At 46.5% G+C, this 14,504-nt stretch carries 16 protein-coding genes and 1 pseudogene; 10 read left to right on the top strand and 7 right to left on the bottom strand.

The annotated features are described in order from the left end of the window. Positions 1-221: 221 nt before the first annotated feature. The 3 genes from K5Q99_RS19520 (at position 222) to K5Q99_RS19510 (ending at position 2,723) form a co-directional block, all read left to right on the top strand. Positions 222-839, top strand: coding sequence for a hypothetical protein (locus K5Q99_RS19520; protein WP_220777857.1), 618 nt, complete (start codon positions 222-224; stop codon positions 837-839). A gap of 80 nt (positions 840-919) precedes the next feature. Further along, positions 920-1,588 (top strand): hypothetical protein, encoded by a 669-nt coding sequence (locus K5Q99_RS19515; RefSeq protein WP_220777856.1) that lies wholly within the window; start codon positions 920-922, stop codon positions 1,586-1,588. Between the two features lie 679 nt (positions 1,589-2,267). Beyond that, positions 2,268-2,723 carry a GNAT family N-acetyltransferase gene (locus tag K5Q99_RS19510; RefSeq protein ID WP_373317120.1) on the top strand — a complete coding sequence of 152 codons (456 nt, stop codon included), beginning with the start codon at positions 2,268-2,270 and terminating at the stop codon, positions 2,721-2,723. A 52-nt stretch (positions 2,724-2,775) separates the two neighbouring features. Here the strand turns inward: K5Q99_RS19510 and K5Q99_RS19505 are convergent, their stop codons facing one another. Continuing rightward, on the bottom strand, positions 2,776-3,963 hold the full coding sequence (locus K5Q99_RS19505; RefSeq protein ID WP_220777854.1) for a benzoate/H(+) symporter BenE family transporter: 1,188 nt from the start codon (positions 3,961-3,963) through the stop codon (positions 2,776-2,778). Positions 3,964-4,126: 163 nt separating this feature from the next. Here K5Q99_RS19505 and K5Q99_RS19500 point away from each other — a divergent pair, with 163 nt between their 5' ends. Together K5Q99_RS19500 and K5Q99_RS19495 are read left to right on the top strand one after the other, a co-directional pair. Further along, positions 4,127-4,702: a helix-turn-helix domain-containing protein gene (locus K5Q99_RS19500; protein WP_220777853.1), complete on the top strand. Its 576-nt coding sequence runs from the start codon at positions 4,127-4,129 to the stop codon at positions 4,700-4,702. A gap of 146 nt (positions 4,703-4,848) precedes the next feature. After that, entirely contained in the window at positions 4,849-5,172 is a 324-nt protein-coding gene (locus tag K5Q99_RS19495) for a rhodanese-like domain-containing protein (RefSeq protein ID WP_063884976.1), read from the top strand. Between the two features lie 85 nt (positions 5,173-5,257). Here K5Q99_RS19495 and azoR read toward each other — a convergent pair whose 3' ends face one another. The 6 genes from azoR to K5Q99_RS19465 form a co-directional block, all read right to left on the bottom strand. After that, the gene (gene azoR / locus K5Q99_RS19490; RefSeq protein ID WP_063884975.1) at positions 5,258-5,854 is read right to left on the bottom strand and encodes an FMN-dependent NADH-azoreductase; all 597 of its coding nucleotides are present in this window, start codon (positions 5,852-5,854) and stop codon (positions 5,258-5,260) included. Positions 5,855-6,013: 159 nt separating this feature from the next. After that, complete coding sequence (locus K5Q99_RS19485) at positions 6,014-6,466, bottom strand: thioesterase domain-containing protein (protein WP_220777852.1); 453 nt, start codon at positions 6,464-6,466, stop codon at positions 6,014-6,016. 135 nt (positions 6,467-6,601) lie between these two features. Next, positions 6,602-7,039, bottom strand: coding sequence for a D-aminoacyl-tRNA deacylase (gene dtd, locus K5Q99_RS19480; protein ID WP_006079790.1), 438 nt, complete (start codon positions 7,037-7,039; stop codon positions 6,602-6,604). Positions 7,040-7,055: 16 nt separating this feature from the next. Continuing rightward, positions 7,056-7,661 carry a hypothetical protein gene (locus K5Q99_RS19475; RefSeq protein WP_106648388.1) on the bottom strand — a complete coding sequence of 202 codons (606 nt, stop codon included), beginning with the start codon at positions 7,659-7,661 and terminating at the stop codon, positions 7,056-7,058. Beyond that, positions 7,658-8,623 carry an alpha/beta fold hydrolase gene (locus tag K5Q99_RS19470; RefSeq protein ID WP_220591768.1) on the bottom strand — a complete coding sequence of 322 codons (966 nt, stop codon included), beginning with the start codon at positions 8,621-8,623 and terminating at the stop codon, positions 7,658-7,660. The genes K5Q99_RS19475 and K5Q99_RS19470 overlap by 4 nt, the downstream gene beginning before the upstream one ends. A gap of 36 nt (positions 8,624-8,659) precedes the next feature. Then, positions 8,660-9,628 (bottom strand): virulence factor BrkB family protein, encoded by a 969-nt coding sequence (locus K5Q99_RS19465; protein WP_220591767.1) that lies wholly within the window; start codon positions 9,626-9,628, stop codon positions 8,660-8,662. Positions 9,629-9,709: 81 nt separating this feature from the next. Here K5Q99_RS19465 and K5Q99_RS19460 point away from each other — a divergent pair, with 81 nt between their 5' ends. The 5 genes and pseudogenes from K5Q99_RS19460 to K5Q99_RS19440 all read left to right on the top strand — a co-directional run bounded on the left by K5Q99_RS19460 (position 9,710) and on the right by K5Q99_RS19440 (position 14,186). Further along, positions 9,710-9,931: a hypothetical protein gene (locus K5Q99_RS19460; protein WP_006079786.1), complete on the top strand. Its 222-nt coding sequence runs from the start codon at positions 9,710-9,712 to the stop codon at positions 9,929-9,931. A gap of 24 nt (positions 9,932-9,955) precedes the next feature. Further along, positions 9,956-10,609, top strand: coding sequence for a DUF2959 domain-containing protein (locus K5Q99_RS19455; protein ID WP_006079785.1), 654 nt, complete (start codon positions 9,956-9,958; stop codon positions 10,607-10,609). 266 nt (positions 10,610-10,875) lie between these two features. Next, a pseudogene (locus K5Q99_RS19450) lies at positions 10,876-11,556 on the top strand (4Fe-4S binding protein); the annotation flags it as partial. A 64-nt stretch (positions 11,557-11,620) separates the two neighbouring features. Further along, positions 11,621-13,182, top strand: a protein-coding gene (locus K5Q99_RS19445; protein WP_220777851.1) for an IS3 family transposase whose coding sequence is annotated in 2 segments (ribosomal slippage) — positions 11,621-12,083 and positions 12,083-13,182 — 1,563 coding nt in all. Because the reading frame shifts where the segments join, the coding sequence is not laid out codon by codon here. A gap of 23 nt (positions 13,183-13,205) precedes the next feature. After that, on the top strand, positions 13,206-14,186 hold the full coding sequence (locus K5Q99_RS19440) for a transposase (RefSeq protein WP_246604541.1): 981 nt from the start codon (positions 13,206-13,208) through the stop codon (positions 14,184-14,186). The last annotated feature ends 318 nt before the right edge of the window (positions 14,187-14,504 follow it).

Below are 14,504 nucleotides of genomic sequence, written 5' to 3'. Positions count from 1 at the left end.
AGTGATTTAGTCAATTTATATAATATTCAGATAGTTATTGGCGACACTTAAAAAATACAAGCGAAGATCATGTACATATTTACTTTCTACCCTAAATGATTTTTGCTATCGTAAAAATTAAAATACACATCAGTGTGTTACAAGTTATGTTTCCTATAGCTTGATGTGAAATTATGCGCATGCGCACTATACAAATGTTGAGTTTATTTGGGGTTACGCATATGAAGATAGAGATAGGTACGGACGCAGATTACCATCAATGTATCGCAATTAAACATGAATACTTAAAGTGTCGTGATGCATTTGAACAATTTCGGCTGTCGGCAGAGAATTTAATTCTAACTGGTCATGATAAATACAAGTCTTATCGCACATACAATTCCTATTCATACTTTATACACCATCTGTACGAATTTCTCTTAGCTTGCCACGGAAGAGATTTTGAAAATAAAGATATTACCGACAAGAAAGGTCCTCAGAGAAATCTGCTCATTGACTCCTTAATTAGTGAGGACGCATATCGTGTAGTAAAAGCAAGAATTGATCGTATTAAGCGTGGAAAAGCTCCGAGTTATGAAAATGACATCTCTTACTATGAAAAGCTACTGCCCATACCTGAATTGCTTGCGCAAGAATTTAGGATATATCGCAACAAGCTAGCTGGCCACGCTTCTTATGAGCGAACTAAAAATCTAAACTTAACAGAGTTCTACACAAACTATCATTCTTACTTGTACCTTATGTTTGTCGATATAGGTGAATTCTGGGGGCGGCAGGGAGATGAGTTTCCCGAGCTTGAAGATGTCACAAGTTTTATGCATGCTATGGCACGTAGATAAACTTAACAAACCCCTCAAGAGGGCTGACAATTAGCGTTATGATAGGTTTTAAATCATATCCAAAACGAAAAGGAACTTACATGGCTTTTGAAGATAACACGATTAATTATATAAAAGATTATATAACAAACCATATCGCTGATTGGGACTGGCATAAATCTGAATTTGATTTTATTAGCGATACAACTTTGCGTGATCGTCTGGCCGATGAATTTATATCTGCAAGATACATATACAAAATGTTAGAGGGAATGAAAGCTGATGGTTGGTTACTTCAGGCTCAAATACGAATTCAAATACTATCCTTTGCTTCTATATATGAAGCAGTTATACATCACCTTCTCTTTGAAGAACTGAAAAAGCGAACCGAAGTTGTTGGATTAACAGAGTTCAGTACAAAAAAAAGAATCTCTATCCCTGAAAGTAAATTAGAGCAACTCAAGTCTGCCTTAGAACACGATGGAAAAAATATAATACCGACCTATGAAGGCATTGGAAAAACTGACGTCACGAAGGTACGATTTGATAAAAAAGCTGAATGCGCCTTCCAATTGGGGTTAATTGAGGAATGGCTTAAAGATGAGTTAATTGAGATCTATGAAGCTAGAAATGCTATTCATATCCATGCAGAAATTAGAAAAAGTCTAGATTACCAACTAGAGCTATCTAAAAACGCATATCGTAGAATGCGACCTTTCATTGATCAAATTAGACATAACTTGTCTAGTATTGCAAAAGAAAACGTATAAAAAAATCAACGCGGACTAATAAAGCTTGGCTTGTTCTATAAGTGGCATGGGCACCTTCTCGCTACGTATGCTTAGCAGTTCTTAAAAAAGATCAAAAGATCGGACAGACCTTTTACTCCTTAACAATTGACCAACCACGCTATAGCCTAAGAAATACACCATCCCCTCGGAGTTGCCGCAGGGCATTAGCAATCGTTGCGTGATCGAGGCATGGTCGTTCTCATGCATCCATGCACTTCACGACATTCTGGCATCCTGCCTATCAGAGGCCGAGATAGCGTCAGTCGAATCAGGGACGAGCGTCTGACGCGATCGCATAAGGGCGCTTAATGCCCACAAGGGGCTTTCAACTCCGTTGGGGGCGTCTTGGAGCATCCAAGGACGAAGGCCAACGGCCGTTTTTAGCGCGAGATAGGGATATCGAGCTGGCAGTTTAACATGGGCGTTTTTGATAGGACGAGCAGTCCTCCTTGGTCGACTCATGATCAAAAAGCAGGGGGGTGAAGAAGCCCCACGACTTTTGCTTTGATTAACATTTTGTGGCTTAGGATTTGCTTATCCACCACGGCGCATTGGCAAACAGATAACAACGCGATGCCGCCATTATGGATAAGCCACAATAATAGGGAGCACCCGATCTGCCATGAGAGCCACCATGAGACTCACCATGAAAGCCACGATGAAAATCACCTTAGATGACCTTAAAGGGCCAGAGATAGCGGCATTGCTGCAAGAACACCTCAACGATATGCGAGCAACCTCACCGCTTGAAAGCGTTCACGCATTAGATCTTGATGGCCTGCGTCAGCCCAATATTCGCTTTTGGACCCTATGGGATGGCAACAATTTAGCGGGCTGCGGTGCACTAAAATGGTTAGATGCCGAGCACGCCGAGATCAAATCCATGCGCACCGCCGCGCCCTATAAACAGCAAGGCATAGCGTCTAAGATATTGCAGCACTTAATTAACGATGCCAAAGCCGCAGGCGTCAAACGCCTGAGTCTAGAGACAGGTTCGATGGACTTCTTCAACCCTGCCCGCCTGCTCTACAGCAAATTTGGCTTCGAAAGCTGTGGCCCCTTTGCCGATTATCGACTCGACCCCAATAGCGTGTTTATGACGAAGAAAATCTAAAACACATGCGCCTTAGTCTTTGAAATTCATCTACTAAGGCGCTTTGCTGCAGCTAAGTATTCGCTCGCTTCACCACAGCTGCAGTTCTGTGCCCGTTCCACCAATGGATAATAAACCCAAGCAACAGTCCCCAAAATGCGCTGCCGATACCCAGCACACTAAAACCCGATGCCGTGACCAAAAAAGTGATCACTGCTACTTCGCGATCTTCGGTTTTAGCTAATGCGGCAGTCAGGCTATTAGCGATAGTGCCAAGCAGTGCTAATCCGGCGATGGCCAGTATTAGTTCCTTCGGGAAAGCGGAAAACAGGCCGACCACAGTGGCGCCGAGTAACCCAGTGATAAAGTAAAACACCCCGCCCCACACTGCCGCCCAGTAGCGGGTCGCGGGATTCGGGTCTGCTTCTTTACCCATGCAAATAGCGGCTGTGATGGCGGATAAGTTGAAAGTAAAACCGCCAAAGGGCGCGAGGATAACCCCGATGAATCCTGTCGTCATGATCAAAGGTGAAATTGGCGGCCTGTAACCATTACCATGCAGCGCAGCAACGCCCGGCATATTTTGCGAGGCCATAGTCACTACAAACAGCGGTAGCGCCACGCCAATTACACTCGCCAGCGAAAACTCAGGCGTGGTCCACACCGGCATCGCCAGTTGCAACTGAACCGCATCTAGCTTGAGCAAATCTAATTGAAAGCTCATGCCGATGCCCACCAGCAATGTCAGCAAGATGATGTAGCGCGGCGCAAAAGGCTTAACCACGACAAACACCAACAGCATGATTAATATGAGGCTCAGCTGGGTTTGCATCGCTTGAAATAGCCCTAGGCCAAATTGCAGCAGGATCCCCGCCAACATGGCGGAAGCGACTGACTGCGGCATGATGCGAATAAGCTTATCCATCCAGCCCGCCACCCCGCAAAGGGTAATTAACATCGAACTCACCAGAAATGCGCCTATGGCTTGGTTGACGCTCAATCCCGCTAGGCTGGTCACCATCAGCGCGGCGCCCGGTGTAGACCAAGCCGTAAGAATTGGATTCTTGTAGTAAAGCGATAGCCCTATGCTGGTCACGCCCATGCCCACACCTAAAGCCCACAGCCACGAACTAATCTGTGCAGGTGTCGCCCCCACAGCCTCAGCCGCTTGAAAGATAATCACAGCCGAGCTGCTATAACCCACTAATACCGCAATAAAACCCGCTGATATTTTTGACAAACTTCCTGCATCTCGCCACATATCCACTCCCTTTCTCTGCAATTAATACCGTCATGACTTTGTGCGCTATCACTTATCAAATGAACAAAATAGCCTTCGTGCGCTATAACGTACGAGATGGACAAGATAGCACCTGTGCGTTATAACGTACAAACTAAATTTTCATAAAAATGATGGGGCCATTGTGCAGACGATAAACAGCTATCTCGCCACCACGCTTAAAGCACTTCGCAACCAAAAGGGATGGAGTTTAGATAAAGCCGCCCAAGAGACGGGCGTCAGCAAGGCCATGATAGGCCAAATCGAGCGCGGTGAATCCAGCCCAACCATTGCGACGCTGTGGAAAATTGCCAGTGGATTCAATATCTCGCTGTCGACCTTTCTCGAACCCACGCCCCAGAGCCAAGGCGCAGTATTCCGTAAACCCGACGAATTACGCCAACAACCCGCCACCGACGGCATGCTAGTCGCCTCACTCTTCCCTTTTGAAGACCGCTTCGGTTTCGAGATGTTTGAGCTCACGCTGCTGCCACACTATGAGCGCCTTTCTGAGCCCCATGAAACGGGTGTCACTGAGCATGTCATTGTCTTGAGCGGCACTATGGAAGTGTTAGTCGATGGCCAGTGGCAAACGCTCAAGCAAGGTGAAGCGGTGCGATTTGCAGCCGACAAACCCCATGGCTATCGCAATCTAAACGACCAAGCCGTAGTCTTCCACGATTTAATTCACTATCAACGAGGCAATGAATCTAGCTTGTAGCAGCTTATCTAACGCCAGTAATACAGAGTTCGAGTATCTGCACAGCCAAAGATCAAACTATTCACTGCCGATATTTTGCCGCACTTGCACTCATCAGTTCATTAGAATAAACTTATTGAAAATTTTCTAATGGTAGGAGCAATGCTATGTTTCAATCTTTACTGGCTAAGTTATCCGGCAGCCACTCGGGCGAAAAGTGTTGGCAATTGATTGAGCAAGGCGCACGGGTGATTGATGTGCGTTCACCAGAGGAATTTGCCTCGGGTCATTTGCCCCAAGCCATTAATGTGCCATTGCCAACGCTCGATCAATGGTTGCATCAAGTCGACAATAAACAGCATCCCTTCGTGCTCTACTGTGGCGCGGGTATTCGAGCACAAAAAGGCTGCGATATCCTCAAGGCCAATGGTTTTAGCTGCGTGATAAATGGCGGTTCGCTTAAAGATTTAGTCTGCTGCCAACCTAGCTAAAATGCACATATAAAAATGCCAGCCTATTAAGGCTGGCATTATTTATTCAGCTAAATCAAATGACTCAACTAAAGCCACAGAACGATTAAGCCTTCAGCTGATCGATACTGTGTTTCGCTTCGCTCATGCCTTTGTCGTGGGCTTCAGGACCCATGTTCAGCGCTTCGGCGTAAACCACTTCAACATTAGTGATACCAATAAAGCCTAAAACCGTTTTCAAGTAAGGTACAACGTGATCCGTTGGGCCATCTTTGTGAGCGCCGCCACGGGTCGTCACTAACACAGCGCGTTTACCTTCCACTAATCCTTTTGGACCTGTTTCAGTGTAAGTAAAAGTCACACCAGCGCGGGCAATGAAATCAATCCAGTTTTTAAGTTGAGTCGGAATAGTGAAGTTATACATAGGCGCTGCGATAACAATCGTATCGTTCGCTTTTAATTCAGCAACTAAGGTATCTGATAAGGCGAGCATTTCTTGCTGACGTGCCGATAATTCTGCACCACCACGTAAACCAGAAGCGATTTCACCGTCTACCATAGGCAGCACATCTTTACCGCCTAAATCACGTACTGTGATAGCGGCGCCTTGGGTTTCCCAGTGGCTCGCTAAGTGATCAATTAACACGGCAGATTGTGAATAACCGCCAAGAATGCTTGATTTTAAAATTAAGACTTTAGACATAATCTGCTCCGAAAATAGGTAAATGACTCAGAGTCAGATGGAATATCTCAACTCTATGACGCTAGTGTATTCGCCCATAAAAAAGAAATAAAGTGGATAAAATTTGAGATTCACTTCGATTTTTTAGAAAGGTTATAGGTTATTGCGACGCGCTATAAATTAACTCACTTTCGGCGCACTGACATACAGGCCTTCGAATACCGCACAAAGCTTAGCATCACAATACAATTGCACTGCTAACTTCACTTTCACTCTGCGCCCCCTTTGCAACGGGCTGAGATCAACAGTTGGCCATTGCACTGTTACCACAGGATCACAAGTCACTGGCGCGAGATAACGAATATGGGCATCGGCGAGCACTATGTCACCGGCAACGCCGGCTAACTGCTGGTTCAGCCACACAGCGCCCCAGCCAGTTAAGGTCATCAGCGTATAAATGCTGCCGGCAAACATGGTCTGATGCAGATTGATATTAGGCGCTATCGGCGCCGTGACTCGAAATTCACCTTCGCGGTAATCGAGCGGCACAATCTGCATAAATTCGCTAACAGGAATAGTACTGTGCCACGTCTGGCGTAATTGAGTGAGTAGTTGAGTAAGTCGTTCATCCATGCGCATTTACCTTGATACATCCCCCTTCACAGCTAACACTGAATAAGTTCAACACTCTATCCCCCAGAAAAACCACGCGTTGACTAATGTAATAGTCAACGTAATAACTAACACAATCACTCGCGTGATAAGAAGCTACACCTGCAGATTAAACGTCACAGGGCCATCATTAACTAAAGACACTTGCATGTCGGCGCCGAATTGTCCGGTTTCTGTGGTCACGCCCTTAGCGCGGCAGAATGCGACAAACTCTTCATAGAGTGCCAAGGCTTGATCCGGCGTTCCGGCGCCCGAAAAACTCGGTCTCAGACCGCGACCCGTATCGGCGGCCAAGGTAAATTGCGACACCACTAATAAAGAGCCACCGACTTGCTCTAGGTTGAGATTCATCTTGCCATTTTCATCGGAAAACACGCGATAACTCATCACTTTAGTTGCCAGTTTTTCCATCTTCTCGCGGGTATCTTCCTGCTCAACGCCCAGCAGAACCAACAGGCCCTTATCGATCGCACCTATGGTTTGATTATCGACAACCACACTGGCGCGGCTCACTCTTTGAATTAACGCAATCACAACTTTTCCTTTTAGATTAAGGCTTAACGGGAACCATTTGCTGCATGAGCGGAATAGGACGAATATATTGGTCGATACCATCGGGCAAGGATTGAGCGACTTGTGCCAAACCGCCATTGGTCCACAGCATAAAACGGCGTAACTCTTCGATTTCAACATGGTCGGCAAAGGTGACAGTGCCTTGTATTTGGATCACTGCGCCTTGGTCCAGCAACACAAACTTGGCAAAATTAAGCTTTTGATTCAAAGTGCCAATCACCACAGGCAGCTCTTGGCTAGCCTGTAATTGCGGGTGCACGGCATAGAAACGATTCATTAAAATACGGTCAATGCCCGCAGAATTAATGCTCGGCTCAAGCAAAAACTGGTTATCGCCAAACTGCACCGCAACTTTAGTCGGCGCAACTTTGGTGGCCAAGTAGTTAGCGTTAATCAACGCTTGATACAAGCGCTCAGCGGCAGCGTCATTGTTTAGCCCACCCAGTTCAACGACTTTGGGCGCGACGGGGGCACTCACGTTCTCCTGAGCCACCACTGGGTCAATCGCGCGGGTTTGCGAGGGCGCCGTAGCGGCACAGGCGGTTAATCCGAGTAAACTGGCACTGATGAGCAATGTTTTCATTGTATTTCCCTTTGATGTATCCACGACCACATAGCATGGATTTCTGCTGTGACCGCCAAAAACAACGACTCGCTATTGAGCATATGTCCGCCGTCGGCAACAGATTGAATCGTAATAGCATGCTCTAACCCAGCCAAAAAATCGCGCAATAGCGCCGCTGGGCAAATCGCATCCTGCATTCCTTGCAATAACACACTACGCGCCTTCACCCTAGGCGTCACGCGCTGTAATACATTCATAGCATTGAAGTAATCATGTCGAGCAAAGTGCAGCTCGATATCCGCTAACGCCAATACTGCGCTGGGTAACAGCCTTGGTAATACTAATCTTGCCCCCGCGAGCTTTAACTCCCACTGAACCCAACGCCGCGCAAAATGGTGCCGCAGGTTTTCATCGGCCGATGCCAAACCTTGATGGTATGAATCCAGCAGTTCAGCCAGCGATGGCGCAACAGGCGCATTACCACTGAAGAGTCGATAAGCCGCAGGTTGCACTTTTGCCGCGCCATCCGCGCCATAGAGCCAATCGATACCTTCTTTAGACGGAATAAATAATGCCCACAGCACTTGTGCTATCACCCGCTCTGGGAACAATCCGCTGTAAATTAAGCCTAATGTGGCCCCAAAGGAGCCGCCCGCTAAACACCAGCGCTCAATACCTAACGCGAGGCGAATCGCCTCCATATCGCAGATCAGACCATTAAGATGATTATGGGCTAAATCACCAAAGGGCAAAGATTGCCCAGAACCGCGTTGATCTAACAGCAAAATCCAATATTGTTCGCCATTAAATAAGGCTAAATCACCGATATCACAACCCGCTCCCGGACCACCGTGCAAATACAACAGCGGAATACCTTGAGGATTACCGTATTGCGCCAGATGTAATTGCTGACCATTGCCAACGCTAAACCAGTCGCGGCGGATAAAAGGGGGATAGGATTCGGGCACTGATTCAGGCATTAGGTGTTATCGCTATTACATAACCGTTTAGGGATGTCATTCCGATTTCGCCACGGCCTTAAGTGCATCGACTTCTGCCGAAGTTAAGGTTACAGACTGATTATCTTGGCGCTCTTGTAAAGGCTTACCATCCAAATCCGTTTCATCGTCATCACAGCTCGATTCATAATCTAAATACTCTGGCATAGCCGCGGTAATTTCCGCGCCGAGTAATACTATCATCCACGATAAATACACCCAGACAAAGATAATAGGGATCACGGCTAAAGCCCCATAAATAGCCTCATAGCTCGGAAACTGAGTCACATACAAGGCAAAGGCTTTTTTGCCTAACTCAAACAAGATTGCGGCGACAATCGCCCCTAATAGTGCATGTAGAAACTTCACCTTTTGATTAGGCACCACCATATATAACAGCAAGAATGCTGCAACTGAAAACAGCATGGGCAAGCGCTCAAGAAACACGGGCACCACACCCGACAACTGACCGTCAAAAACCTTCAAAGACACTACGTAGGAAGTCGCCACCAAACTGGCCCCCACCAAAACAGGGCCCAAAGTGATGACCATCCAATACATAGAAAATGCGACCACCACGGAACGCTTCTCTTTAGTACGCCAAATGTTATTGAGGGATTTGTCGATGGCGGAAATCAGCAAAATAGCGACCACCACTAAAGCGGCAATCCCGACAGCTGTGCCCTTAGAGGCATTGGCGACAAACTCATTGATATACACTTGCACAGTATCGCCGGCTGCGGGTAAAAAGTTCTGATAAACAAAGCCTTCTATCTGCCCACGTATGCCTTTAAACACAGGAAAAGCGGACAACATAGACATAGTCACGGCCACCATAGGCACAAGTGACAATAGCGTGACATAGGCCAAATGTCCGGCGCGGATATTGATCTGATCTTCCACTAAACGCCGCTGCAAATGCAGCAGGAAGTGCCAGATCCCGAGGAATAAGACGCGAATTTGTGCCAGTTCTATCTTCTTAGTCACGGGTTTCTCTTGATTCTGTTGGTATAGACTCGTTATCTTCGTACAATAAACACTTAATTTACAAGTCTAAGGAGTGAATTGATGTCTCAACAAGGATCTGCGGGTAACGTTATTTCCGCTATTGCTAGCTTATTTTTCCCTGGGTTAGGCCAACTATTACAAGGCCGCATTATGGCCGCACTGTTATTTTTCATTATCACAGTGGTGGGTTATGCACTCTGGTGGCTAATTGTGCCCGCGGTAATAGGTGCTATCTTTCATCTGTGGAGCATTATCGATGCGGCCCGATTTAAGGCCGATTAATTTCATTCAGCGACGGAATACCCAATGAAAAGACTGATAACTTCAGGCCTGATTGCCGCAAGCCTCCTGCTCAGTGGTTGCCAAAGCGCCTATTACGGCGCGATGGAAAAGGTCGGTTACCATAAACGCGATATTATGGTCGACAGAGTTAAAGACGCAAAAGAATCCCAAGAGGACGCCCAAAAAGAGTTCAGCTCGGCCCTCGAAGAGATGCAAGCCCTGCTCAATCACGATGGCGGCAACCTAGAAAAAGCCTATAACAAGGCCAAGGATGAATACGAATCGGCCCAAAGCGCCGCAGACAACGTCAGCAACCGCATCAAGAAAGTTGAAGATGTGGCCGAAGCGTTATTCGATGAGTGGCAAGATGAAATTGGCGAGATCAGCAAAGCCAGCCTGCGCCGTAACAGTGAAGCTAAGCTCAAAGAAACGCGCCGCGCCTACGAACAATTGATCAAAAGCATGCACCGCGCCGAATCAAAAATGCCGCCTATCCTCACCGCCATGAAAGACAATATGCTGTATCTCAAGCATAACTTGAACGCCCAAGCCATTGGCGCGATCAAAGGCGAATTTGCTAGTCTGCAAACCGACATTTCGGGCCTGATTAAAGAGATGAACAAATCGATTAATGAGTCGAACAAGTTTATCGAGTCACTCGAAAAATCAAAAAGTTGAACCAAAGCTGCTACTTAACTCCTAAGCCCTAGCATACTAAATTGCTGGGGCTTTTTATGCTTTGTGTGACCTCGCTCGCTGTCCCTGCAAGCCATACTTTATTTGTGCAAGCCCAAAACACTTAGCTTTGTGAGCTATGGCGCGCTTTAGTGGATTGATAGCACCAATCTTAGACCTGCCGCACAATTTCATTTAGTACTCAAAAACTTATCATCAGCTCATCACTCAGACACTGTACTCGTTACTCATTTGCTGTATTCATCACTATGACTTTTATCGAATCACTTACTCTGATGTTGGCACTCATGTATCTCGCCTCACTGAGCTATTGGAGCGGCCAGAAATGGGGGGCTGTCGTAACACTGTTACTCAGTGTCAGCGCCGTCGCGATCAGCCTTTACTGGCCTTTAGCACTCGGACTGATTATTGCGCTGCCTTTAGCGTTAGTAGGACATAAATTTGCACCTGACTCCTTCAAAGGTGAGATTAAGATCAATACTCTGCGGGAAGGCACTCAACATGTCTTAGCACTATCGCTTTTGCTGGTTGCCGTGCAATACACAATCAATACCGTATTGCTTAAGCAAGGAATTACACCTTGGCTAATGCGCCCCGATGTGGTCGATGCTTTCCTACCGATTGCCGGCGGCATTGAACTGAAGGCCATTGTCAGTCTAAATTTGTGGGATCAAACCCATCCTGCAGCCGCGGTGATGTTAGCGGCGGTATTGCTCACAGGATTACTTTGTAAGCGGGCATTTTGTGGTTGGGCTTGCCCATTAGGTTTGGCAGGGGAATATTTGTATGCTGTTAGAAAACGCTTTATTAAATCAGAACTAACACCACCCGCTTGGCTCGATTGGCCACTGCGAATGCTCAAGTATTTATTACTGCTTGGCCTTTGCTACATAGTGATTGGCATGCCAAGTGAGTCGATTCCTTATTATCCCGCTCTGGCAGGATAGTTGTCACTACTTAAAATTTAACCAGTTGGGGCGTTAAGGCTTAATTGTGCCTAGTTATAGTGAAGAACGTAAGCAGCAGATTTTAAATAAGTTACTGCCTCCTTCGAATATGACCGTAGCTGAAGTATCAAGAAACGAAGGGATTGGCGTGCAAACTTTGTATAATTGGCGGGATAAAGCCAAACAACAAGGTCGTCCTGTGCCCGGAAGTAAACCAACCTCAGAACATTGGTCAGCGGAAGCTAAGTTTGCCACTGTGCTTGAAACTGCCAGTTTAAATGAAGCTGAATTGAGCGAGTATTGCCGCGCAAAAGGCTTGTATGTCGAACAGGTAAAAGCATGGAAAGCCGATGCTCTGCGCGGGTTTATGAGCTCCCGCGAGCAGGAATTGGAAGCTAAGCGGCAGCGCCAAGCCGACCATAAGGAAATCAAACAGTTAAAAAGCGAGTTGAGACGCAAAGAAACAGCTTTAGCTGAAACCGCAGCCTTGTTGGTGCTTAGAAAAAAGTTAAATGCGCTTTGGGAGAACGACAACGAGGACGATTAACCTTGGTCTCAGAGCGCACTGAATGTGTGAACTTGATACAGGAAGCGAATCAGGCTGGCGCAAGGCTTCATCTGGCCTGTGAAGAAGCTGGCATCACACTGCGTACCTATCGGCGCTGGTATCGGGATGGCAAAGTCACCGAAGATAAAAGGCCGGATGCGGTTCGACCACTGCCATCGAATAAGCTGACGGAAGCAGAGCAGGCGATGATCATCGAGGTGTGCAATTGGCCAAAGTTTGCCAGCTTACCGCCATCGCAAATCGTCCCAACCCTGTTGGATGAAGGTGAGTATTATGGTTCTGAATCAACATTTTATCGGGTGCTGAAAGCTTCTGGTCAGCTGCATCATCGTGGCAGGAGCTTATCGCCGAAAGACTCAGCGTTGCCAACGACCTTTACCGCAACAGGGCCTGGTCAGGTGTTCTGTTGGGATATCACCTACTTACCAAGCACGGTACGCGGGCAGTTTTACTACCTGTATATGCTGGAAGATTTATTCAGCAGGAAAATCGTTGGTTGTGAAGTGTTTGAACAGGAAAGTGGAGAAAACGCAGCAAAGTTGCTGGAGCAAACGTTGATCCGGGAGAAGTGTTTACACAGTGGCGTGATATTGCATTCGGATAATGGGGCGCCGATGAAATCGCAGACCATGCGAATGAAAGCGTATGAGCTTGGTGTAACGACATCGTACAGCAGGCCAAGGGTCAGCAACGACAATCCGTTTGCAGAATCACTGTTCCGAACCTGTAAATACCGGCCGGACTGGCCATCAGCAGGCTTTAAAAGCCTTGATGAAGCAAGAACTTGGGTACTGAAATTTACGCGCTGGTACAACTACGAACATAAACACAGCAAGTTGCGGTTTGTTACACCGCACCAACGTCATACCGGTCAGGACGTTGCGGTACTGACGCGACGCAAAGAACGGATTGAAGCCGCTAAAGCAGCCACCCCAAGTCGTTGGGGAAAACGCGAAGTACGAAATTGCGAACCAGTGGGACCGACAACACTGAATCCGGAAAGAGAGACAGTTAAAACAGTAGAAAAAAAGGCCGCTTAAAACGGTCAATGGTGACAACTAGCTTGAAAAACGCCGCTCGCAGAACTCAGATTAGTGTTGAAGACACGCCCTTCTATCACTGTTGTAGTCGCGTTGTTCGGCGTGCATTTTTATGCGGCGATGATAGTTACTCGGGGAAAAACTATGACCATCGCCGCGCCTGGGTAGAATCGCTACTATTTGAACTTGAGGCTGTTTTTGCTATTGATGTAGCCGCCTTTGCGGTGATGTCGAATCATTTGCATGTGGTGTTACGGGTAGATATCGACCGAACTAATCGTTGGACTGATCGCGAAGTGCTTGAGCAGTGGCATAAGCTATTTAAAGGTGATGAATTAACGCAAAAATTCGCTAAAGGTGAGTTGGTTGAACCTCACCAAGTCCTCAGGCTAAAGCATGCTATAGCAATTTACCGTAGCCGTTTATGTGATATCAGTTGGTTCATGCGTTGCTTAAACGAACCGATAGCAAGACAAGCAAATCAAGAAGATAACTGTAGTGGTCGTTTCTGGGAAGGCCGCTTTAAGTCACAGGCTCTTCTTGATGAAACTGCTGTTTTAGCCTGTATGACCTATGTTGATTTGAATCCCATCAGAGCCAAAATGGCTGACACGCCAGCACAATCAGACCATACCAGCATTCAGCTACGCATTCGGGCAGCATTGAAAGGTGATCAGCCTAGCAATCTACTGCCTTTCATTGGTAAAGAGCGCGATAACCAACCTAATGGAATCGCGTTTACACTCAAGGATTATCTTGAGTTAGTTGAGGATACAGGGCGGATCATCCGCAACGACAAGCGTGGTGCAATAAGTGAAAATAGCGCCAACTTACTGACAAGATTAAATATATCCCATGAAAATTGGTTAAAACTGACCACAGAGTTTGGCAAGCTCTTTCGTGGTCCAGTGGGGACGCTGCAAGAACTGACCGATTACTGCGAGCATTTAGAGAAGCGACGACGGCACTTTGCTAAATGCTGTCGGTACCTTAACGCTGGCTGATTTCAAGCCTGTTTCATTGCTCGTTCCTTCAAGACCTCCAACGAGGCAATGGGTTGGTTTTTTTTTACTAAAAATATCGTTTTTTCAGCCAAATAGGTCAATTTAGTTAGTCATCATCCTTTGCAACCCTAATTCGCTAGCCTTTTAACGGCTAAGTGACTTTTTGTCACTTAAATGCCAACAGAAAGTGCATTATGTTCTTGTTTTATCTTGGGTGGCCTTATTTAAGTCTTTTTAAGTCATTTTGACTTTGATTTAAAAAATAAAAACTCGGAGGGGCTTATTAGTAATATAAAAAAGGTGTGACACTTAGCGTGT

The organism is Shewanella hafniensis, assembly GCF_019655335.1.
GTDB lineage: Bacteria > Pseudomonadota > Gammaproteobacteria > Enterobacterales > Shewanellaceae > Shewanella > Shewanella hafniensis.
Note: the sequence above shows the minus strand (reverse complement) of the source record. Positions and strands in the feature narration are given on the sequence as shown.